At 73.2% G+C, this 21,786-nt stretch carries 16 protein-coding genes and 2 riboswitches; of the genes, 15 read left to right on the top strand and 1 reads right to left on the bottom strand.

Translation table 11 applies throughout. From position 1 onward, the window contains the following. Window positions 1-211 precede the first annotated feature (211 nt). The 8 genes from Q4C85_RS10680 (at window position 212) to Q4C85_RS10715 (ending at window position 10,616) form a co-directional block, all read left to right on the top strand. Entirely contained in the window at window positions 212-928 is a 717-nt protein-coding gene (locus tag Q4C85_RS10680; RefSeq protein WP_303141954.1) for a GAD-like domain-containing protein, read from the top strand. 144 nt (window positions 929-1,072) lie between these two features. Then, a complete protein-coding gene (locus Q4C85_RS10685) occupies window positions 1,073-2,539 on the top strand; it encodes a DUF3027 domain-containing protein (protein WP_303141955.1) in 1,467 nt (488 codons plus the stop codon). Between the two features lie 113 nt (window positions 2,540-2,652). Next, window positions 2,653-4,137: an NCS2 family permease gene (locus Q4C85_RS10690; protein WP_303141956.1), complete on the top strand. Its 1,485-nt coding sequence runs from the start codon at window positions 2,653-2,655 to the stop codon at window positions 4,135-4,137. 109 nt (window positions 4,138-4,246) lie between these two features. Beyond that, window positions 4,247-4,972, top strand: coding sequence for a CDP-alcohol phosphatidyltransferase family protein (locus tag Q4C85_RS10695; RefSeq protein WP_303141981.1), 726 nt, complete (start codon window positions 4,247-4,249; stop codon window positions 4,970-4,972). Beyond that, on the top strand, window positions 4,965-5,909 hold the full coding sequence (locus Q4C85_RS10700; RefSeq protein ID WP_303141958.1) for a glycosyltransferase: 945 nt from the start codon (window positions 4,965-4,967) through the stop codon (window positions 5,907-5,909). The genes Q4C85_RS10695 and Q4C85_RS10700 overlap by 8 nt, the downstream gene beginning before the upstream one ends. Then, window positions 5,906-7,915, top strand: a complete 2,010-nt coding sequence (locus Q4C85_RS10705) for a hypothetical protein (RefSeq protein ID WP_303141960.1) — start codon at window positions 5,906-5,908, stop codon at window positions 7,913-7,915. The genes Q4C85_RS10700 and Q4C85_RS10705 overlap by 4 nt, the downstream gene beginning before the upstream one ends. Next, on the top strand, window positions 7,912-9,168 hold the full coding sequence (locus tag Q4C85_RS10710; protein ID WP_303141961.1) for a glycosyltransferase family 2 protein: 1,257 nt from the start codon (window positions 7,912-7,914) through the stop codon (window positions 9,166-9,168). The genes Q4C85_RS10705 and Q4C85_RS10710 overlap by 4 nt, the downstream gene beginning before the upstream one ends. Then, window positions 9,165-10,616 carry an O-antigen ligase gene (locus tag Q4C85_RS10715; RefSeq protein WP_303141964.1) on the top strand — a complete coding sequence of 484 codons (1,452 nt, stop codon included), beginning with the start codon at window positions 9,165-9,167 and terminating at the stop codon, window positions 10,614-10,616. The genes Q4C85_RS10710 and Q4C85_RS10715 overlap by 4 nt, the downstream gene beginning before the upstream one ends. Here the strand turns inward: Q4C85_RS10715 and Q4C85_RS10720 are convergent. After that, the gene (locus Q4C85_RS10720) at window positions 10,543-11,211 is read right to left on the bottom strand and encodes a hypothetical protein (RefSeq protein WP_303141966.1); all 669 of its coding nucleotides are present in this window, start codon (window positions 11,209-11,211) and stop codon (window positions 10,543-10,545) included. The genes Q4C85_RS10715 and Q4C85_RS10720 overlap by 74 nt on opposite strands. A gap of 57 nt (window positions 11,212-11,268) precedes the next feature. Between Q4C85_RS10720 and Q4C85_RS10725 the strand changes: the two genes are divergently transcribed. The 7 genes from Q4C85_RS10725 to Q4C85_RS10755 all read left to right on the top strand — a co-directional run bounded on the left by Q4C85_RS10725 (window position 11,269) and on the right by Q4C85_RS10755 (window position 21,656). Next, entirely contained in the window at window positions 11,269-12,765 is a 1,497-nt protein-coding gene (locus tag Q4C85_RS10725; RefSeq protein WP_303141969.1) for a flippase, read from the top strand. Between the two features lie 308 nt (window positions 12,766-13,073). Continuing rightward, on the top strand, window positions 13,074-16,484 hold the full coding sequence (locus Q4C85_RS10730) for a fibrinogen-like YCDxxxxGGGW domain-containing protein (RefSeq protein ID WP_303141972.1): 3,411 nt from the start codon (window positions 13,074-13,076) through the stop codon (window positions 16,482-16,484). Continuing rightward, a complete protein-coding gene (locus Q4C85_RS10735; RefSeq protein WP_303141974.1) occupies window positions 16,481-17,425 on the top strand; it encodes a WecB/TagA/CpsF family glycosyltransferase in 945 nt (314 codons plus the stop codon). The genes Q4C85_RS10730 and Q4C85_RS10735 overlap by 4 nt, the downstream gene beginning before the upstream one ends. A gap of 163 nt (window positions 17,426-17,588) precedes the next feature. Further along, entirely contained in the window at window positions 17,589-18,260 is a 672-nt protein-coding gene (locus tag Q4C85_RS10740) for a metal-dependent transcriptional regulator (RefSeq protein ID WP_303141976.1), read from the top strand. Window positions 18,261-18,457: 197 nt separating this feature from the next. Then, a riboswitch (cyclic di-AMP (ydaO/yuaA leader) is annotated at window positions 18,458-18,628 on the top strand. Then, window positions 18,628-19,392: a C40 family peptidase gene (locus tag Q4C85_RS10745; protein ID WP_303141977.1), complete on the top strand. Its 765-nt coding sequence runs from the start codon at window positions 18,628-18,630 to the stop codon at window positions 19,390-19,392. (Overlaps the previous riboswitch by 1 nt.) Window positions 19,393-19,605: 213 nt before the next feature. After that, window positions 19,606-19,768: riboswitch (cyclic di-AMP (ydaO/yuaA leader) on the top strand. A gap of 4 nt (window positions 19,769-19,772) precedes the next feature. After that, the gene (locus Q4C85_RS10750; protein ID WP_303141978.1) at window positions 19,773-20,558 is read left to right on the top strand and encodes a C40 family peptidase; all 786 of its coding nucleotides are present in this window, start codon (window positions 19,773-19,775) and stop codon (window positions 20,556-20,558) included. Window positions 20,559-20,714: 156 nt separating this feature from the next. After that, window positions 20,715-21,656: a universal stress protein gene (locus Q4C85_RS10755; RefSeq protein WP_303141980.1), complete on the top strand. Its 942-nt coding sequence runs from the start codon at window positions 20,715-20,717 to the stop codon at window positions 21,654-21,656. The last annotated feature ends 130 nt before the right edge of the window (window positions 21,657-21,786 follow it).

The raw sequence follows: 21,786 nt of genomic DNA on the forward strand, positions 1-21,786 counted from the left end.
TGTAGAGCCCGGAGCCGAGCCGTTGCCCGTGCCCGGCGCGGAGCCGGCGCCAGAGGCGCCCGCCCCCGGTGATCCTGAGCCCGGACTGCCGCCCGCGGCTCCCGGCGCGGAGCCGGTGCCCTCATCTGTCGCGCCCGGACCGCCTCCAACACCGGCCGACGGTACTCCGTCAGCTGCCCGTCCGGACGAGTTGCCGTGGGACCTGGCGTGGGTGGAGTCTCGGATCGCGGAGCACCTCCTGGACGACCCGAGTCTGGCTCCGCTGGGTGTGGGCAGCCCGGTCACCGACGAGCACCTCACCCGTTTCGCCGGGGTGCTGCCGGACTCGGTGCTGCACGTGTGGCGGCGCTTCGGCTTCGACGGATTCGGGCTGGGCCGCACCTGGATCACCGACCCCTTGCGGTGGGCGCCGGTGGTCGAGGCCTGGCTCGACGACATCGACCTGCCTGTGCCCGAGCAGCGCTGGTGGTGCCTGACCCGGACCGCGCTGGGCGGGATGGCCCTGTGGGGCGAGGTCTCCGGCCCGGTCCTCGAGCTCGATCCGCTCAGCGCTGTCCTCAGGGTCCATGCCCCGGCCGCGCAGCACATGGGCAGCCGGGTCATGCGTGAGCGCATGGGTGCCCTGCTCCTGGTCGACCCGATGGAGGACTTCTACGAGGACGAGGATTCGGGGCGGGACCTCGTCGACGTCGCCGTCGAGCTCCTCGGCCCCGTGAGCGCCGACCAGGTCTACGGACTCACGCCTCCCGGTGTCCCGCTGAGCCGGGTGGAGGCGCGGGCGCTGTCCGTCCAGGACGCGATCGCCCACCTCACAGCCCTGGCGCGCGCGGTCGAGCGCAGGTTGGAGACCGATGGCCGGCAGCTGGCCGGGTCGCCCGAGCACGCCGCGCCCCAGGACCCCACCCCTCGCCGAGATCGGGACATATGACACCTCGAGATCGGTAGATATGGCACGGCCGGGCGCAGAAGCCTTCTGGTGCGGGTGCTGTGTGGCGGTCACGGGCAGCGCCGGCGGCCCGGTCCGCGACGGGCGTGTGAAGGGCCCGACATATGGGCCCCCTACACTGGGCGAGTGAACACCGCAGCGACTCGCACGTCGACCACAACCGCGACGGCCGTCCCGTCCACCGCCCCCGCCGTTGAGCGGGCGGGCGCACTGCCCGCCCCCGCCGCCCGGTCGGCCGCCGCCAAGGACAGGACCCTGACCTCACCGGCGGTCGTCGAGGCGGCGCGCACGGCCCTGGCCTGCCTCACCGAGCCCGAGGCGGTCGGCGAGCACGTCGGTGCGAGCCTCGACGCCGAGCGCACGGTCACCCATCTCTTCGACTGCATGCTGACCGGCTACCGCGGCTGGCGCTGGGCCGTGACCGTGGCCCGCCCGCCGCGCGGCCGCTCGGCCACCATTTGCGAGATGGAGCTCCTCCCCGGAGAGGACGCCCTCCTGGCCCCCGCCTGGGTCCCCTGGGTCGACCGCCTCCAGCCCGGCGACGTCTCCCGCTCCGACCGCCTGCCCCGGCGCGAGACTGACGAGCGCCTCGAGCCCGGCTGGGAGGCCACGGGTGATGAGGAGGGTGACACCGTCGCCCTCGACGAGCTCGACCTGGGCCGTGCCCGCGTCCTGAGCGCCGAGGGCGTCACCCGGGCCGCCCAGCGCTGGTACGACGGCGATCACGGCCCGCAGGCCGACGGCGTGCGCAAGGCCCACGCGACCTGCTCGACCTGCGGTTTCTTCATCCACATGTCCGGGCCCCTGCGCCGTGTCTTCGGCATCTGCGCCAACGAGTGGGCCGCTGACGACGGCAGGGTGGTCTCACTCGATCACGGCTGCGGCGCCCACTCCGAGACCGACCTGCCCGACCAGGGCCCGGAGTGGCCCATCGTCCCCTCCCGCCTCGACGAGGAAGCTATGGAGCCCCTGGGCACCGACGGCGCCTCGATCCGCGGCTCCAGCCCCGCCCCCACCCAGGACACGGAGGACGAGAGCGCCGTGCCGCCGGCTGAGCGCCGGGCCGACGTCGAGCCCGCCGAGGGCGGGGACGCCGAGACGGATACCGAAGGGGCCTCTCCGGCCGGCATAGGGTCGGCGCCTGACCCTGTGGAGGAGCCCGGCGAGGACTCCGGCGTCGGCGGCCCGGCCGCTGAGGCCCTCGCCGACAGCGCTGAGGGCGCCGATGGCGCCGATGGCGCCGGCACTGCGGCCGACTGGCCCCTCACCGAGGCCAATGCCGCCCGACACGTCCCGGCCGCCGACCGCGGTGCGGAGGTGGGAAGCGCCGTCGCCGACGAGGCCTCCGACGCCTCGGTCCTGGAGGCCGACCCCGCCCCAGCCCCCAGCCAGTCGGCCCCCAGCGAGTCGGCCTCCGCCACCTCCGGTTCCTCTGAGCCCGGCTCCGCCGGCTCCCCGAAGGACCGGGCGGCGGCCGCCCGTGACGCGGTGGCCGACCTCGCCGCCGAGCTCGGCCCGCACCAGCCGGCACGCCCCGCCTCCGATGGCCTCACCCTGGCCGAGCTCGAGGCTCACCTGCCCGACCGCCGCTAAGACCCGCGCGCCCACCCGGGGAGCCTGCGACCCGACTGTGACGGACCACAGGCCACGGTCGTGTCACAGAAGGATGCGGGCATGGCTCGTCTGCTCTTCGTCTGCCACAATCGATGGACGTGAGCACTCACCCTCCCATGACACAGGCCGGCACCGCGCCCCGGCCCGTCAGCGCACTCGACAGGTACTTCCGGATCACCGAGCGGGGCTCGACGCTGGCCCGCGAGATTCGCGGCGGCCTCGTCACCTTCTTCACGATGTCCTACATCCTGGTGCTCAACCCGCTCATCCTGTCCACCTCCCACGAGGGCATCGCCCCGCTGGGGACCTCTGCCCAGATTGCCGCGGGCACGGCCCTCATCGCGGGAATCATGACGATCCTCATGGGCGTGGTCGCCAACTACCCGATGGCGCTGGCCGCCGGCCTGGGTATCAACGCCATGGTCGCCTACACGATCGTCGGCACGAGCGGCATGACCTACGCCGACGCGATGGGCCTCATCGTCATCGAGGGCGTCATCATCCTCGTCCTCGTGCTCACCGGCTTCCGCGAGGCGGTCTTCAAGGCGGTGCCGGCGCACCTCAAGACCGCCATTTCGGTGGGCATCGGCCTGTTCATCGCCCTCATCGGCCTGGTGGACGCCAAGGTCGTGCGCGCCGGTGGCACGCCGCTCGAGCTCGGCCTGGGCGGCTCCCTCCAGGGCTGGCCGGTGCTCGTGTTCCTCCTCGGGCTTTTCCTCACCATCGTGCTCTACGTGCGCAAGGTCAAGGGGGCCATCCTCATCGGGATCGTGGCGGCCACCGTGCTGGCCGCGGTCATCGAGGCGGTGGCCCACCTGGGCGCCTACAACGACGACCCCGAGCGGGGGGCCGTCAACCTGACCGGCTGGTCCCTGTCGGTGCCCTCCCTGTCCGGCTCCCCGGTGGCGGTGCCAAGCCTGGCGACCCTGGGGGAGTTCAACCTGCTGGGCTCCATCGAGAAGGTCGGTCTCGTCTCGGTCATCCTGCTCGTCTTCTCGCTCATGCTGGCCGACTTCTTCGACACGATGGGCACGATGGTGGCCATCGGCTCCGAGGGGAACCTGCTCGACGAGCGGGGCAACCCGCCCAAGACGCGTGAGATTCTCGTCATCGACTCGGTGGCCGCCATCGCCGGTGGCGCCGGCGGGGTGTCCTCCAACACCTCCTACATCGAGTCTGCCGCGGGCGTGGGCGAGGGCGCCCGCACCGGGCTGGCCTCGGTGGTCACGGGGCTGCTGTTCCTGGGGAGCACCTTCCTGGCGCCGGTGGTGGCCATGGTCCCCTACGAGGCGGCCACCCCCGCGCTCGTTGTCGTCGGCTTCCTCATGATGACCCAGGTCACGGACATCGACTGGACGGCTCCGGAGGTCGCCCTGCCCGCCTTCGTGACGATCATCATGATGCCCTTCTCCTACTCGATCACCAACGGCATCGGCGCGGGCTTCGTGTGCTACCTCGTCATCGAGGTGGCGCGCGGACGGGCCACGCGGATCCACCCGCTCATGTGGCTGGCCTCCCTCCTGTTCCTCGTGTACTTCACCCTCCAGCCGATCAAGGTCATCCTTGGTGTCGGCTGAGCAGGGGCCCCCGTCGCCCGGCACGACGGAGGACACGACGACCCCGCACCACCCGGGCCGGGCCTCCGGGGCGCCCCGCGCGAGCGCCTCGGCACGGTTCCGTGCCGCCCTGAGGGCACTCGACGCCGCCCAGAAGCCGGCGGCCGGGGTGCCCGCCTACACGAGGTGGGTCAACCGGCGCGGAGCGCGGGTCGCCGCGGCGGCCGGCGCTGTGGCGGGCTGGACGCCGACCATGGTGACCGCGGCCTCGGCGCTGCTGTCGGTGGCCGGCATGTGCCTGCTGCTGCTCCTGCCGCCCGTGGCCTGGGGCGGGCTGCCCGTCGCGGTGGCCCTGGCGGCCGGCTACCTCCTGGACTCCGCCGATGGGCAGCTGGCCAGGCTGACGGGCACGGCCTCGCGCACGGGGGAGTGGGTCGATCATGTCGTCGACGCCTTCCGATCCCCTGCCATCCACCTGACGACTGCCGTGGCCGTCGTCCTCCACCGGCCCGACAGCCCCTGGCTGGCCGGCGTCGCACTCGTCTACGCCTGGGTGACCGGTGGGCAGTTCCTCAGCCAGATCCTGGCCGAGGCCTTCGTCCGCCGGGCGGGTCGGCCGCAGACCCGTGGGGGCGACCTGCGCTCGTGGGTGCTGGCCCCCACCGACCCCGGCGTCCTGTGCTGGTCCTTCATCCTGTGGGGCGTGCCGACAGTATTCTCCCTGATCTACACCCTGCTGGCGGTGGTCGCCGTCCTCCACTGCGCGGCCTCCCTGCGCCGCAGGCACCGCGACCTGCGGGCGCTCGACGCCGCGCAGGCCGGGGCCGGGCACGCCGGCGGTGGTGCACATGCCTGAGCTCAGTGTCCTCCTGCCTGCCCGCGACGCCGAGGCGACCATCGCCCGGGCGGTCTCCTCGACGCTGCGCGCTCTGCCCCCCGACGCCGAGCTCGTCGTGCTCGACGACGGGTCGACCGACGCGACCGCCCGGGTGGCGCGGGCCGCCGGGCGGGACGACCGCCGGCTGCGGGTGGTCAGCGGTCCGCCCTCGGGCGGCCTGACCAGGGCGCTCGACTCGCTGCTGGGGATGACGGACTCGCGGCTCGTGGCCAGGATGGACGCCGATGACCTCTGCCTGCCCTGGCGCTTCGGCACGACCCTGGCGGCTGTCGAGCGCGGTGAGGACATGGTCTTCGCCCAGGTGGTCGACCTCGTCGGCGCCCGCCCCCGGCCGCAGGCCCCCGTCGGCATCCCGCCGCAGACCTTCCCCCTCCACCTGCTCCTGACCAACCCGGTGTCCCACCCCACGATGCTCGCCCGGCGCGAGCTGATCGACCGGGTTGGCGGCTACCGGGCGGTGCCCGCCGAGGACTACGACCTGTGGCTGCGCTGCGCCGCGGCCGGGGCGCGGATGAGGCGGGTGGCCCGATGGGGGCTCGTCTACCGGGTCCATCCCGCCCAGATCACGGCCTCGAGCAACTGGAGGGCCAGGTCCTGGGCCGATCCCGATCAGGCGCAGGCCTTCGCCGACCTCTCCGAGAGGACCGTCGGGCGCCGCCTCACCCGCCTTGTCGCCCTTCAGGGGCTCGACCCGGTGGAGCGTGCGGCCGGGGTCGAGGAGTTCCGCCGCGCCGTCGAGCCAGTCGTCAACGCCGTCGGGGGAGTGGAGGGCCTGCGCCTGCGGCGCCGCCTACGCCGACGCATCCATCAGGTCGAGTCCTGCGGCTCCGTGCCGTCCGACCGCCCGTCAACCGATGACCCCGGCGTTCCCGCTGGGGAGGAGGACCTCCCATGAGTGCAGCCGTTGAGCCGATGGTCACGCCCGGCAGGATCCGTCGTGTCCTGCGCGCCAGGCGCCTGTGGTTCGCCCTGGGGGTCGTCCTCGGGCTGTGCGCCGCCTTGGCCTATCTTCAGATCGTGCCGACCGTCTACCGGTCGACGGCGGTGGTCAACATCACCGCCGTGAGCACCGACCCGGCGGCAGAGGGCAAGGCACCCTCGAGCGTGCTCGACATGCCCACCGAGCTGCAGCTGGCCAGCTCGGCGATCACCGCCAACCTGGCCGCTGAGAACCTCGGTGAGGGCTGGGACGCCGGCGACCTGCGCCAGGGGCTCGAGGTCGAGGGCGACTCCGACGGGACGATCGTGAGCATCTCCTACTCCGACACCAACCGGAGCCGGGCGGTGCAGGGAGCCGACGCCGTGGCCACCTCCTACCTCCAGGTCCGCACCCTGCTCGTCACCGAGCGGGTGGCGGCGGTCGGCGGCTCCCTTGATCAACAGATGGAGAACCTGCGCAACCAGCTCGCCGAGCAGCTCCAGCAGAGCGCGGACTCCGAGGACGACGCCGCCCAGTCCCAGGCCTCGGCCTCCGAGGAGACCACCCGCATGATGCTCCAGACCCTGGCCAACCGGCGTGTGGCCCTCAACGACGTGTCCTCGGTGGCCGGGCAGGTGATCACGCCTGCGGCGGCCAACGAGGTGACGATGCTGCCGCCCCGGCGCACGGTGGTGGCGGCCGGAATCATGGGCGGTCTCTTCCTCGGACTCCTGCTCGTCCTGGCCCGCCAGGCGGTGGCGCGCCGGCCCGCGGACAACGAGGAGATCGAGGACATGCTGGGCGTGCAGGTCTGGCTGCCCGAGGCGAGCATCGGCCGGACGAGCCGGTGGGCGTCAGTGGCGGAGATGGTCGCCTGGGCGGTGGCCGACAGCCCCTCCGCGGCGGCGGTCCTGGCCGATCTGGGCGGGCCGGACTCCCGCGCCGCCGCGGGTGCGGTGGCCGACGCCGCCGACGCCGTCGTCATCGACCTACGTCGTGCCCGCCCGCGGGTGCTGCGTGCCATGCGCGGTCGGGGGGCGGTCGTCCTCGTCGCGACCCCAGGGTGGACCAAGGCGCGTTTCGAGCGGGTGGCCCGCGACATCTCGGCTGTCGGCTGCGAGCTGGTCGGCGTCATGCTCGCCGCACGGGAGAGCCCGCAGTCGCTGTCCGAGCAGCAGGTGAGCGCCTCCTCGGCCAGCGCGAGCAGCGGGGTGAGCGCGGCCAGCGCCCCGGACGCCGCCAGCACCGCCAGTGCCGCCAGCGCCGGCAGTGCAGCCAGTGCCACCAGTGCCGCAGACGCGGCGGTCGGCGGGACGAGCACCGGCGGCGCGGCTGCGGGCCCGGCCCCGACCGAGGCCGTCATGCCCGCGGCAGCCGGCGCCGTGCCTGCTGTGAAGGCCGTGGCCGACACCCGGGCGCACGACGAGACGCCCGACCCCGGTCCCGCGGTGGTGCGCACGAGCCTGGCCCGGCTGCGGGCCACTGCCGCCCCGACCGCAGAGCCGCGGGACGGGGACCTCGGCCGTGAGCCCGTCGTCGCACCGGCGCCGGCATCCTCCGGCGCGGAGCCGGTGCGGACGAGCCCTTCGCCCCTGCGACTGAGCGCCGACAGCGTCGCCACCCCCGCCGAGCCCGTCAACGACCCCGCGGAGGCGGTCTCGCCGATCATCGACGTCGGGGAGGTGCCCGCACCCACGCGCGCCGGGCACTCCGCCTCCCCCGCCGACCCGGCGGCCAAGCCGGCTGGGGCCAAGGCGGCGGTGCGCCCCAAGGTGGCGCCCTCGGCGGCTAGCGCCGGTGTGGCGGCCAAGCCGGCTGGGGCCAAGGCGGCGGTGCGCCCCAAGGTGGCGCCCTCGGCGGCTAGCGCCGGTGTGGCGGCCAAGCCCGCTGCCACGGGCCCGGCGGTCACCGGTCCGGAGGCGCCTCGCGAGGAGCCCGCGTCCTCGGCCGCCGTCGGCTCGGCGGAGGGGAGCGGGCGATGAGTCCGTTTCCCCCGGACCAGGAACCCGCCTCGGACCCGCTGCGGTCGATGGTGGCCTGCCTGGAGCTGTCCACCGACCGCCTCGAGGTGATCTCCGGAGCCCCGAGCGATCCCCGCGCCCTCGTCCTGGTGCGCGACGAGGGCCGGGTGCTGGCGGTGGTCGAGCTCGACGGCGCCGCCGGGGCCGCCGAGCGCGCCCGGCAGGCCACGCGGGGGCGGGTTGCCGAGCGCGCCTGGAACCGTGGGGCAGACGCGGGCACGATGGCCTCGGTGGTCATCTGCACCGTGGGCCGCAACCCCCTGCTGACCGCCGCGGTCGAGGCCGCCCTGGCTCAGGACCACACCCGCCTCGAGGTCATCGTCGTCGATAACGCCCCCGGCCGCGGTCGTACGCGACAGATGCTCGCCGGGATCGACGACCCCCGCCTGCGCGTGGTCGACCAGCCCGCCACCGGCCTGTCCCGGGCGCGCAACACCGGCGTGGCTGTGGCCCGCGGCGAGGTCATCGCCTTTACCGACGACGACGCCGTCACCGACCCCCGGTGGCTCTCCGAGACCCTCGACGTCCTGGCCGCCGACCCGGGCCGTGGCGTCGGGGCGGTGACCGGCAACCCGCTGCCGGCCCGGCTGCGCCACCCCGCCCAGCGCTACTTCGAGGCCCGCGGGGGCTTTCCGCGCACGGAGGTGCCGGTGCTGTGGGTCCTGGGACAGGTCCCCGGCTGCATCGCGCACCTGGGCCGGCCCGGGGACGGCGGACCGCTCTACCCGCTGACCACCGCGCGGGTCGGGGCCGGGGTCTCGATGGCCTTCCGCCGGGAGACCCTCGATCTCATCGGCCCCTTCGACGAGCGTCTGGGCGCCGGCACCCGCACCGCGGGCGGGGAGGACCTCGACGTCTTCGCCCGGGTGCTGCGAGCGGGCCGTGCGATCGTCCAGACGCCCGACGCCGTCGTCTGGCACAGCCACCGAGCCACCCTTGGCGGCCTGCGCACGCAGGTCAGGGGCAACGGCACAGGCATGGCGGCGCTGCTCACCAAGGCCGTCCTCTCGGACCCCCGGGCGCTTGTCGACCTGGTCGGCCGGAGCCGGGCCGTGGCTCGCAGGCTCGCCCCGGACTCGCCGCGCGTCGTCGGCCGCGACCCCGACGTCCCGGGATCGCTCACCCGCACCGAGGTCCTCGGGTTCCTCACGGGCCCCGCCCAGTTCCTCATCGAGGGTCTTCGGGTGCGGCGCGCCCGCGGGAGGAGTCGGTGACCTCCGGGGGCCGGGGGCGCGTGCCCTGGGCCGGGCGCGCGCTCCAGCCCGGGGTGCGCGCCGGGACGGCAGCCCGTGGCGCCCGGCCGGTCGTCCCCCTGTCGGGTTGGCCGGTGCTCGCGCCCATGGTCGCCTACCTCCTGTGGTGGCTGGCCGGCGTGGGCGACATGATCTGGCTCATCGCCGCGGCCGCGATGCTCTACCAGTGGCTCGGCTCGCGAGACCTCGGCATTCCCCGCTCACTGCTCCTGTGGGGCCTGTTCCTCGTGTGGTGCGTGGCCTCGATGGTCATGATCGACACGACCGGCCGGCTTATCGGCGCGGTCTACCGGCTCCTGTTCTACGCGGCGGCGGGCTGCGTCGCCATCCACACCTACAGCGCGAGGCGCGCCCTGCCGCTGACCCGCGTGACCGGTGCGATGACCTGGTTCCTGGCCTGCATGACGGCCGGGGGGTACCTCGCCCTGGCCATGCCCGAGCTCGTCATCCGCACGCCGATGTCCTGGGTGGTGCCCCAGGGCCTGGCCTCCAACGAGCTCGTGGCCGACATGATCGTGCGTCGCACCACCCAGTGGAGCCCCGACCTGTGGGAGCCCCAGGCGGTGCGGCCCGCGGCCCCCTTCCTGTACGCCAACACGTGGGGCAACGTCTACTCCCTCGTCCTGCCCATCGCCGTGCTCCACCTGTGGCTGACCCGCGGGGCACGGTGGTGGTGGGCCTGGGTGGCCGTCGTCGCCGCCTCGGTGATCCCCGCGGTCAGCACCCTCAACCGGGGCATGTTCATCGGCCTGGGGGTGGTCGGTGCCTGGGCCGCGCTCCAGGCCGTGCGGCGCGGGCGCGTGCTCATCGTCCTGGCTGGTGTGGTCATCACGCCCCTGGCGGGGGCCTTGTGGATCGCCTCGCCCTCGGGGCAGTCCCTGCTTCACCGCCTGGAGTCCACGAACTCGACGGTGGACCGGGCCCTGCTCTACCGCCTCACCCTCGAGGGGGCGCTCGACTCGCCGCTGTTCGGCTACGGGGCTCCGCGCCCGGCCCCTGACCCGTGGCTCCCCTCCCTGGGCACCCAGGGACAGCTGTGGACCGTGCTCTACTCCAACGGCTTCGTGGGGACCGCACTGTTCCTCGGCTGCCTCCTGAGCGTCCTGACCCTGGCGTGGCGACGCACCGATCCCGTGGGCGCGGTCATGGGAGGGGTCGTGGCGGCCACCGTCGTGGAGACCACCTACTACGGGATGATGACCGGGCTCATGGTCACGATGGTGGCCGTGGGCCTGGTCCTGCGCCCGGACACGGCCGTCGTCCCCGACCGAATGACCGGCAGCGCGACCGGACGAGCGACCGGCAGGGCGGCGGCCGCGGGCCGGCGCGGGGCCCTCAGCAGTCCGGCTCGACGGCGAAGGACTGCCCCGACAGCCGCCAGTGCCCGTCCACGAAGACGAAGGTCATGATGGTGCGCGTGCGCTGGGGCGAGTCGGCTGGGCGCACCTGCGCGCCGTTCTCATCGAGGACCTGCACGGCCGAGGAGTCGATGCACATCTGCGCGGTCAGGGAGTCGGCGGAGGCCTCGAGGACCTCGACCCCGTCGACCGTCGCAGCGCCCTCCTGGTGCCACTGCTCGGACTCCCACTCCTCGCGCTGGTTCCTGAACTCCTCGAGGGCCGCGTCCGTGAGCAGGGTCGAGGCGTCCGCCGTGACCGGGTCGGCAAGCGCCTGGGCCTGCCCCGCCAGGACCTGCTCGGCCAGCGCCTCCGCCTGGGTGGCGTCCAGCGCTCCCGCGGGCAGCGGGACGGGACTCGGCGGGGGAGGCGCGCTCGGCGTGGCCGAGGCGCCCGTCGCGGTGGGGGTCGACGTGGCGGCGGCCCCGCCCCCGGAGTCACGGGAGGCGTTGAGGTACCACAGGACCCCGGCAAGGAGGCAGGCGCACACGAGCACGACGACGAGGAGCCTGCGGCTTGCGCCCAGGGGCCCCGAGGGCGCCCGCCCAGGCCGCTCGGGCTTCTCAGACGGCTCGGTCGTGTCAGGCGTAACGGAAACAGACTTCATGGATCGAGGACTCCTGGGCGCCTGTGGCGCGATGGGGGACGAGGGGAGGGGAACTCAGTGACAGACAGTACCTCGCAGCGCCGAGCGCTGGCGCGCGGCGGTGCGCTCAGCTTTGTCGGCTCGGCGACCAGTGCCGGCCTGGGCTTCGTGCTCACGGTTGTCTTCTCCCGCCTCCTGGGCACCCAGGGCGCGGGCGTGGTCTTCCAGGCCACCGGCGTGTTCGCCGTCGTCATGGCCTTCGCCAAGCTCGGGCTGGACTCCACGGCCATCTACCTCGTGCCCCGGGTGCGCCTGGACGACCCCCGTGCCCTGCGCCCCCTCCTGCGCCTCATGACGCTGATGAGCCTGGGGGCGGCGGTCCTGCTCGTCATCGCCCTCGAGCTCCTCGCTCCGTGGATCTGGAAGGACGACGGCGCCCAGACCCTGGAGTCCGTGCGTGCCGTCGTGCTCTTCGTCCCCGTGGGCGCCCTGGCGGTCATCGCCTCGGCCGTGCTGCGCGCCCTGGGCGGTGTCCGGCAGTACGTGCTCGTGTCCAATGTCGCCCTGCCGGCCATGAGGCCGCCCGTGGTCGCCGTGGCCGCGGCGGCCACCGGCTCGGTGGTGGCCGTCAGCGCGGCCTGGGCGCTTCCCCTGGTCGTCGTGCTGGCCGCCTCGGCCGTCCTCATCAGTGCCCACCTGGGTCGGCTCGAGGGCGGCGCGCCCGCCCGGGGCTTGCCCGAGCCGGCCCTGACCCGCCGCGTTGTGTCCTACGCGCTGCCCCGGACCCTGTCGGCCGGGCTGGAGCAGGCGCTCGTGTGGCTCGACGTCCTGCTCGTCGGCCTGCTGGCGGGCGACGCGGCCGCCGGGGTCTACGGCGGCGCCAGCCGGTTCATCCAGGCCGGCCTGCTCGTCGACGCCGCGCTGCGCGTCGTCGTCTCACCGCAGTTCTCCACCCTCCTGCACACCGGACAGGAGGACCGGCTGCGGGACCTGCACGCCACCGCGACCACCTGGCTGGTGCTCATCGGGACACCGGTCTACGTCCTGCTGGGCTGCTTCGCACCGGTGTTCCTCAGCCTGCTCGGCCCGGAGTTCTCATCGGGCGGGTGGGCCCTGACGGTCCTTGCTGCCGGCGTGGCGATCACCTTCCTGGCGGGCAACATCCACTCCCTGCTCCTCATGAGCGGACGCAGCGGCTGGGCGGCATTCAACAAGGCGGTCGTCCTGGGCATCAACGTCGTGGGCAATGTTGTGCTCCTGCCGCGGCTGGGCATCCTCGGCGCCGCCCTGACCTGGACGGTGTCGATGACCGTCGACGCACTCCTGGCCGTCGTCGAGGTCGACCGCCTCCTGGGCATCCGGGTGCGGGCGCGCGACGCTCTCATCCCCCTGGGGGTCGTGCTGGGCACGGTCGGCCTTCCCTGCCTCGTCACCGTCCTGGTCCTGGGGCGCACCGGCACCGCGCTGGCGGTGGCGGCCGCCTTGAGCGCGGTGGCCTACCTCGGCCTCATCTCGATGCTGCGGGGCCCGCTCAGGCTCGACGGCCTGGCCGCCGCGATGCGGCGCAGGCCCTGACCGCCGCCGTGGCGAGGGCCGCGTGGCCGAGCGGCCGTGATGGTTCTGTGCCCATATTGTGACCCGGCCGCCGCGTACCCATCCCGTGACCTGGAGGCGCATTTCGTTTCCGTGTTGTGACCGTCTCAGTGAATCGCCTCCGTTTTGTGACGAAAAAGTGACCTTAACGCCCTCGTCGCCGCCTGACAAGGCGGTGGCGAGGGCGTTGTGTGTTCCTGAATGTTTGCCATAAACTCCATGTGCATCCGCCTTGCTAGCGCATCAACCGATGTGCCTTGGGGCGGCACGGACAATGAGGAATGTGAAGCATGAGGCGTTGGCGCGATGTGGTCGTCCCCTTTCTGAGCGCCGCCGTTGTGGCGGCCTGCGCGGTCGCTGTGCCCGCGGGCCCGGCGTCCGCTGAGGACGGGGACCAGGACGGCTCCACCACTGTTGTGCGCGACGGGCTGACTCCAGCGACCGCCGCGGCCTCCTGCTGGGAGATCAAGCAGGACGACCCCGACAGCGCGGACGGCGCGTACTGGCTGGTGACCCCCCAGATGAGCGCGCCCCAGCAGTTCTACTGCGACCAGACCACCGACGGGGGAGGCTGGGTCCTCATCGGCCGCGGCCGTGACAACTGGGACCGCTACCCCCAGGGCCGGGGCGACGCCGCCGCCCTGCTTGAGCGCGACCGGAGCGCCGCCGCCTTCGACGCCGTCCAGCTCGACACACGCGTCATCGACGGTCTCCTGGGCGGCACGCCCGTGTCGGGCCTGGACGACGGGTTGCGCGTCCTGCGCGCCAAGGACGACAAGGGCACCCAGTTCCAGTCCTTCGACATCCGTCTGGGCACGATGAGCACCTGGTCGTGGGCGCTGGGCACCGAGTACCCCGTGTCGGGCTACCGGGTCGACGGCGGCCAGTGGAACAGCGCCGGCAGCGCCACCCTGGCCACGAGGTTCGGCGCCGACACCGGCTGGAACCAGATGGACATGACCGTCACCAAGGCCCGGAGCTACCGCGTCGGCTTCGGCTACGGCCCCTCCGCCCGGGGCGGGTCGACCGCCTCCTCCTCCTTCCTGTGGAGCTCCAACGGCACGGCACCCTTCCCCTACGCCGAGCTCTACCTGCGCCCCATGCTGCGCTCGGCCGAGCTCGAGTTCACCCGTATCGACGACGCCGGGACCGGTGAGGTCACCGGCACGGGCGTGGTCTCCAACTACGCCTCCTCGACCCGCTGGGGGGTGACCGGCAACCTCAACGGCAGGACCGCTGAGGGCAACGCCCCGGTCCAGGCCTTCGCCCAGGTGGGCTCGACGGTCTTCGTCGGCGGCAACTTCACCGAGGTGCGCCAGGGGGCCAACGGCACCACCGTGGCGCGCACCGCGCTGGCCGCCTTCGACGCCACCACCGGTGAGCACATCGCTTCCTTCGCGGCCACCTTCGACGGGCAGGTCAAGGCGCTGGCGGCCCTTCCCGACGGCAGGCTCCTGGTCGGGGGCGACTTCACGGTCGTCAACGGCGAGAGGCATGTGGGCACCGTCGTGCTCGACCCCGCCACGGGGCAGACCGACCCGTCATGGACCCTCCAGGTCGACAACCGCCTGTCCTCAGGAGTCGTCAGCGTCAAGTCACTCGTGGTCTCCGGCGACCAGGTCTACCTGGGCGGCGCCTTCACCCACCTGAGCACCCCCGGATCGGCGGCGGTCTACGCCCGCGGCGCCGCCCGGGTCTCCGTGGGCGGCACGCCCGACCGCAGCTGGAACCCCGAGTTCAACGGCTCGGTGGTCGACGTCGACGCCAGCGGCGATGGGTCGCGCTTCTACGCCGCGGGCTACTTCACGACCTCGGCGGGCAGGCCCGCCTCCAAGGCCACGGCCCTGTCGACCGAGGCGGGAGCAGCCCCCTTGGGCTGGTCCTTCGTGGGCTCCTCCACCGAGCGCTCGAACTACCAGCAGGCGGTGGCCGACACCGGCAGCCTCGTCTTCGCGGGTGGCTCGGAGCACTCCCTCATGGGCTTCAACCGGGATGGTTTCGAGCGCGTGTCGGGCTCGGTGACCAAGGACGTTGGCGGGGACTTCCAGGCCATCGCCACCAACGGGGACGTCGTCTACGCCGGCTGCCACTGCGGGGTGGCCACCTACCAGGACGCCTACTCCTGGCCGAACCTGGGCGGCCAGTGGACCCGCGCCGACAAGATCCAGTGGGTCGGGGCGTGGGACGCGCGCACCGGACGCCAGCTCGGTGAGTTCTCCCCCTACATGCTGCGCTCGAACAACGCCGGGGCCTGGTCCCTGTTCCTGGCCGACGACGGCGCCCTGTGGGTCGGAGGCGACTTCACCGGCTCGCGCACCTCCCAGACCCGTTCCCAGTGGAACGGAGGCTGGGTGCGCTACCCCGCCCAGGACCGGCAGGCCCCGGGCACCCCGCAGGACCTGCGCACGACCCTGTCGGAGGAGGCCGCGGTCACCCTGGCCTGGACCGGGGTCCAGGACGCCGTCTCCTACGAGGTCCTGCGCGACGACCGGGTCGTGGCCACCTCGACGACCGCCGGCGCGCAGGTGCCCCGCGGCGGGGAGGACCGCTTCTTCGTCCGGGCGGTCGACGCCGCCGGAAACCGCTCGGCCTCGACCCCGGTCCACGTCCCGCCGGCCCCCGGCCAGACCGACCCCAGCTCGCCGGTGCTCATCGACACCGGCGCCCAGTGGGCGTACTCCTACAACGAGGGCGCCCCCGAGGCGGGGTGGAGCGCGACGGGCTTCGAGGACTCCTCCTGGCCGACCGGGCAGACACCCATCGGCTACGGCTCGGCCGCGGTGACCACCCAGCTGACGCCTCCGGGGACCTCCCGGCCGGTGACGGCCTGGTTCCGCCACACCTTCACCGTGGATGACCCGGCGCGCTCGCCCTCGGTGGAGCTGAGTTACGTGGCCGACGATGGCGCCGTCGTCTACGTCAACGGCGTCGAGGTCTCCCGCACCCGCATGGGTCAGGGCGCGGTCACCGCCGAGACGCGGGCCGACGCCGCCGTGACCACCGGCACCGCACAGGCCTCGCCGACGGTCGTGACCCTGCCCAGCTCAGTGCTCGTGGCCGGGGAGAACGTCGTGGCGGTCGAGACCCACCTCAACTACCGCTCGAGCCCGACCCTGTCCTTCTCGGCCGCCCTGACCCGCTCCGAGGCGGCCGCCCCGTCGGCGCCTCAGGACGGCTCAGGCGACCAGGGCTCGAGGCGCGAGGTCGTCCCCGCCGGCTCCCAGTGGTCCTACCGCTACGAGACCGACGCCCCCGACCCGCTGTGGTCCTCCACCGCCGACGTGAGCGCATGGGCCACCGGCGCCGCGCCGATCGGATGGGGGTTCACCGGGGTCGCCACCGCCCTCGAGGTCCCCGTGGCGCAACGGGCCAGGACGGTCTACTTCGTGCGCGAGGTCGACCTGGGCGACATCGACGAGGACTCCGTGCTCACGATCTCGGTGCCGGCCGACGACGGGGTCGTCGTCCGGGTCAACGGCACCGAGGTCGGGCGTGAGCGCATGCCCGACGGCGAGGTCACCCACACGACCTTCGCAAGCGCCGCGGTGAGCACCAAGACAGCCACGGCCTCCCCCTTGGTCGTGCAGGTGCCCGCCGAGACGCTCGTCGACGGCGTCAACCGGATCGCCGTGGAGACCCACCTCAACTACCGCTCCTCCCCGAACCTCTCCTTTGACACGAATGCGTGGTTGGAACCATGACCTCGATCACCCTGCCCGTCCCGGGCTCAGGAACCACCGTCCCCCAGACCCCTCCCTCGCCCCCCCCGACCCCCTCGTCGTCGCGGTCCGCCCGCTGCACCGGGCGTCTGCGGAAAGTCCCCACGGCGGTCCTGCGCCGTCCCGCGCGACGGGCCGAGAAGCCAGTCGAGCCGCCCCAGGAGCCCGAGGCGCCGCCCGTCGGGCAGGAGGAGGGCCCGGTGGGCGGGACCGAGACCGCCCGCGACCCCCTCCTTGCGATGGCGCGCACCGTGGCCCGCCCGGGCACGGTGACGACCTGGCTCAACCACTGGTCGGTCCAGCACGCCGACTGGCGCGCGCTGGAGAGGCTCGACGTCGTGGGCGTCGACGGCACCCTCCTCCAGCTCGCGCTGGTCGTCTCCGGCAGGCGCCTGGCCCGGACCTCGGCCGACCTCGTCCTGCCCACCGTGCTGTCCCAGGTGCTGCCCCCCGGAGCGCGCGTCGCGCTCATCGGGGGCCGGCCCGGCGTGGCCCAGGCCGCCGCCCAGCGCATGTCGTCCAAGACGGTCGTGGCCATCGACGGCTTCGAGAACCTGGCGGCGCTGCGGGCCGACCCCTCCTCCCTGGTCGACTTCGACCCGGACCTCGTCGTCCTCGGCCTGGGTGCCGGGTTGCAGGACGAGGTCGCCGTCGAGCTCCACGGGGTGCTGCCGCGCGCCGCGATCTGCACGGCGGGGGGATGGATCGACCAGCTCGCCGCCTCCGAGCAGTACTTCCCCGACTGGGTCCACACGATGCGCCTGGGCTGGGCCTGGAGGATCGCCCACGAGCCGCGCAGGCTCCTGGGCCGCTACACCGTCGACGCGGTCAGCTTCCTCGCAGGGTTCCCGAGCATCGCGCGCCGTCTGGACTCGCTGGGCGGGCAGTGCACCGCCATCGGTTTCGACCTACGCGGGCGTTGAGGCGCCCGGCGCCCCGGTGGCCGCCGGCGACACGCACGACGGCCGCCGGGGGTCGGCGGGGATACCGTGGGAACGGTCCGCGCGGGACCGGGCGGGGCCGACGTGGGCCTGCGCATCGGCGCGGGAGGCCTGTGACGTTGACACCCCCCAGGAGACCCGGAGCATGAGTGAGCTCATCGACACCACGGAGATGTACCTCAAGACCGTCTACGAGATGGAGGAGGACGGCGTTCCTCCGCTGCGCGCGCGCATCGTCGAGCGCCTCGACCACTCGGGCCCGACGGTCTCCCAGACGGTGGCGCGCATGGAGCGCGACGGCCTCATCCGGGTCGCCGAGGACCGTTCCCTGGAGTTGACCGAGGTCGGCCGCCGCCGCGCCACGGAGGTCATCCGCAAGCACCGGCTTGCCGAAAGGCTGCTCCTCGACGTCGTCGGGCTCGACCGCCGGCTCGTCCACGAGGAGGCCTGCCGCTGGGAGCACGTGATGAGCGAGCAGGTCGAGGACCGGCTCGCGGTGATCCTGACCGACGTCGGCCGCGACCCCTTCGGCAACGTCATCCCCGCCCGGGAGGCGGGCAGGCCCCAACCCGGGCCCGGGGAGGTCAGCGCCGAGCGCCGGGCGCGCGACGGCGAGGCGGAGGCGGTCGTGGCCAGGGTGGGCGAGCCGATCCAGGCCGACCCCGAGCTCCTGGCCGACCTCGAGGACGCGGGCATTCGCGCGGGAGCGGCCGTGTCGCTGCGCCTCAGCCCGGGGGGCGTGCGCCTCGTGGGGCCCGAGGGGGGCCCGGTCGTGCTGCCCGGCGACCTCGCCCGGCACATCTTCGTGCTGCGGTGACGGCGCCGAGAGCCCCACACGATGAGGATCACAGGCCCGGACCGGCGCGATGGCGCCGGTCCGGGCTGGCGTGCCACATGCCACATGAGGTCCTCGTCCAACCCGTTGCGCACGGGCCGGTGGAGTCGGCTAATGTGTGGCCTGCGATCGGCGACGTCGGTCGCGGACAGATGCGCAGAGCCAAATCCTGTCGGTGTGCGTTTGTCCCGCCAGAACTTCTATCGACAGGTCCGGGGGAACCACTTCTCCGGTCCGCGGCACCGCCCAGGCGGCGCGGCGGACCTTGGGGTGAAGCCCGCAGCACGCGGGCCGGGCGCCTCCCGCCCGAACCCGACAGCTAACTCCGTCGGCTCACCAGGAGATTCCATTGACTACTCGTGTCAAGGCCCGCCACCGCAAGGCCGCCCGCCCGCTGACCCCGCTGTCGAACGCCGGACCCGCTGCACGCCGTGGCCTGGTCGTTGCCGCCTCGTCGGGTCTTGCTCTGACCATGATCGCCTCGGGCGCCTCCGCCGCGGGCGAGAGCACCCAGGTCGGGGAGTCCGCCGGCGCCCTCGGCGAGAGCGGTGTGGGCACCCTGGCCACCGACGCCCGTGAGGCCGTGGTCACCAACGCCGCTATCACGACGAGCACCGACGTCCAGCACCAGGCCGACGTCGTCGAGGGCGGCCAGGTCACCGCCGTGGCCCCTGTCGTCGAGGAGGCCGTCGAGACCACCGAGGCGACCGAGGACACCACCGCCGCCTCGACCGAGGTGGCCGAGGAGACGACCGAGGCGGCCCCCGCCTCCGCCGCCGCCAACAGCTCGGCCTCCTCCATCGCCGGCCTGGCGATGAACTACGTCGGCTCCTCCTATGTCTATGGCGCCGGCGGCCCCACCGCCTTCGACTGCTCTGGCCTCGTGTCCTACGTCTACGCCGCCTTCGGCTACTCCCTGCCCCACTCCTCGGGCGCCATCCGCAGCGCCGGCACCGTCGTCTCGGCCTCCGAGGCCCAGCCCGGCGATGTCATCTGGTGGCCCGGCCACGTGGCCATCTACATGGGTGACGGCATGATGGTCTCGGCCGAGAGCGAGTCCGTGGGCGTCAAGTACATGCCGGTGCGCTCCGGCGGGACCTACCTGCGCTTCTGATCGGCCACCGCCGGCGAGCAACGAACAGACCGTCCCGCTCAGAGTCGAGGGGGACGGTCTTTCGTCCTCCAGGAGGAGGCGGATCCGGCTGAAGTGTGCTTCATCACAGGCTTGCGTGTCATCTCATCGTGACGCGCTTGCCACCGATCGGGTAGCGTCGGGCCTGTCGTGGGGAGGAGTCCCCATGATGTTCGGACCGGGGCTCAATCCTGCCGCACGGTCCGGGCGATTCTTGAACCAGTGGCAGGAACGGGGGAACCGCGCTCGGTCCTCCGGGGAGACCCGGATGACCTTGGGGTAAAGCCCGCAGCATGCGGGCCGGGCGTCTCCAGCCCGAACCCGACAGCTCACCTCGTCGGCCACTCAGGAGAGATCACGCCATGTCCACTACCACCAAGGCTCGTCACCGCAAGGCTTCCCGCCCCGTGACCCCGCTGACGAACGCCGCCCCTGCCGCGCGTCGCGGCCTCGCCGTCGCAGCCTCCTCCGGCCTGGCCCTGACGATGATCGCCTCGGGCGCCTCCGCGGCCAACAGCACCGAGGTCGCCGCCTCTGCGGGATCCCTTGAGGCCGCTGGCACCGGAGCCCTGGCCGCCGACGCCCGCGCCGCCATCACGACCAACGCCGCCCTCACGGTCGCCTCGGACGTCAACGTCCCCGCCGACGTCACGGCCCCCGGCGAGGTCACGGTCCAGGCGCCCGTCGTCGTCGAGCCGGAGACCACCGCCGTGGCCACCGAGGACACCGAGGCCTCCGTCGACACCGCCGTCGACGAGGACACCGCGGACACCTCGACGACCGCCACCGCGGTCTCCGCCCCGGCGCCGTCGGCCAACGGCTCGTCGATCGTCGCCATCGCCATGCAGTACGTCGGTCGGCCCTACGTCTCGGGCGCCACCGGCCCCGAGGCCTTCGACTGCTCCGGGCTCGTCCAGTACGTCTACGCCCAGGCGGGCATCTCGCTCCCGCGCACCTCCTACGCCCAGGGGGCGGCCGGCACGATGGTCTCGGCCGCCGAGGCCCAGCCGGGGGATCTCGTCTACTACGGCTACCACGTGGGCATCTACGCCGGCAACGGCATGATGATCGACGCCGGCACCACCTCGACCGGTGTGGTCTACCGCCAGATCTGGGGCAACCCGATCGGATACATCCGCGTGGGCTGAGCCGCGCGCAGCACTCCACACCGACCTGTCAGGGGCGGTCGCCGGTAGGCGACCGCCCCTGAGTCGTTGACCGGTGAACGTGGTTTGGAACACACTGAGGTGCGGGGCACAATATGTCCATAGGGAGATCCGAGCCCAGAGAAAGGGGCCTGAACCATGGCTGATGACAAGGTCGTCCTCGTCGGAGTGGACGGCTCACCGGAGTCCCTCGGTGCGGTGGACTGGGCGGTGTACCGTGCCGCCCAAGAGGGGTGCCGGGTCCACATCCTGTGCGCCTACTCGCTCCCATCCTTCACCACGGCCTCCCTCGACGGCGGCTACGCGGCGCTCGACGACTCCGCGATCCGCTCGGGCGCCGAGGCAGTGGTCAACGAGGCGGTCGCCCGCGCCCAGGGCCGGGGGGTGACGGTGACGAACTCGCTGGAGACCGGTGACCCGGCGGGGGTGCTCGTCGACCTGTCCGACGCCGCGACGATGACCGTCGTGGGTACCCGCGGCGGCGGGGGCTTCGCCGACAGGCTCCTGGGGACCGTGTCCTCGGCCCTGCCCGCCCACGGACGCTGCCCGACGGTGGTCGTGCCGCGTCACACCGAGGGTGCCGCCTACACCCCGGTCAAGCGAATCGTCGTGGGTGTCGACGGCTCGGAGTCGGCGCACAAGGCCCTGCAGCGCGCCGTGCTGGAGGCCGAGGTCTGGGGCGCCGAGCTGACCGCCATCGCGGCTGTGCCGATGGCCTCGGGCGCCGGGGCGCTGGCCTGGCTCCCCGCGGCGGTCGACCGCGAGCAGGTGCTCGCTGACGTCCGCTCCGGCCTCGACCGGACCGTGGCCCAGGCCCTCGAGGGGCACTCCGGGGTCGTCGTCCGGCGTCACGCCCTGGACGGCAACGCCGCCGAGCTGATGGCCGAGTTCTCCACCGCAGTCGACCTCGTCGTCGTCGGATCCCGGGGGCGTGGAGGCTTCACCGGGCTGCTGCTGGGCTCGACCAGCCAGGGCGTGCTCTCCCACGCCTCGTGCCCCGTCATGGTCGTTCCCTCGCGGCACAAGGAGGACAAGCGCCGCTCCTCGCGCAACATCGCCACCCCCTGGGTGCGGGCCTGAGGAACGCGGGGCCACGGGGTGAGAGCAGGGGGCGCACAGTGCGGTAGTGTGCTCCCCAGGCCCTCGTAGCTCAGTGGATAGAGCACCGCTCTCCTAAAGCGGGTGTCGGACGTTCGAATCGTCTCGGGGG

Origin of the sequence: Actinomyces sp. (assembly GCF_030524025.1) — a bacterium.
In the GTDB taxonomy this organism is placed as follows: domain Bacteria; phylum Actinomycetota; class Actinomycetes; order Actinomycetales; family Actinomycetaceae; genus Actinomyces.

Coding starts and splice junctions, on each gene's coding strand:
- Q4C85_RS10740 (WP_303141976.1), top strand. CDS start 17,589: ATGAGTGAGCTCATCGACACCACGGAGATGTACCTCAAGACCGTCTAC.
- Q4C85_RS10755 (WP_303141980.1), top strand. CDS start 20,715: ATGGCTGATGACAAGGTCGTCCTCGTCGGAGTGGACGGCTCACCGGAG.
- Q4C85_RS10710 (WP_303141961.1), top strand. CDS start 7,912: ATGAGTCCGTTTCCCCCGGACCAGGAACCCGCCTCGGACCCGCTGCGG.
- Q4C85_RS10690 (WP_303141956.1), top strand. CDS start 2,653: ATGGACGTGAGCACTCACCCTCCCATGACACAGGCCGGCACCGCGCCC.
- Q4C85_RS10730 (WP_303141972.1), top strand. CDS start 13,074: ATGAGGCGTTGGCGCGATGTGGTCGTCCCCTTTCTGAGCGCCGCCGTT.
- Q4C85_RS10750 (WP_303141978.1), top strand. CDS start 19,773: ATGTCCACTACCACCAAGGCTCGTCACCGCAAGGCTTCCCGCCCCGTG.
- Q4C85_RS10735 (WP_303141974.1), top strand. CDS start 16,481: ATGACCTCGATCACCCTGCCCGTCCCGGGCTCAGGAACCACCGTCCCC.
- Q4C85_RS10705 (WP_303141960.1), top strand. CDS start 5,906: ATGAGTGCAGCCGTTGAGCCGATGGTCACGCCCGGCAGGATCCGTCGT.
- Q4C85_RS10720 (WP_303141966.1), bottom strand. CDS start 11,211: ATGAAGTCTGTTTCCGTTACGCCTGACACGACCGAGCCGTCTGAGAAG.
- Q4C85_RS10700 (WP_303141958.1), top strand. CDS start 4,965: ATGCCTGAGCTCAGTGTCCTCCTGCCTGCCCGCGACGCCGAGGCGACC.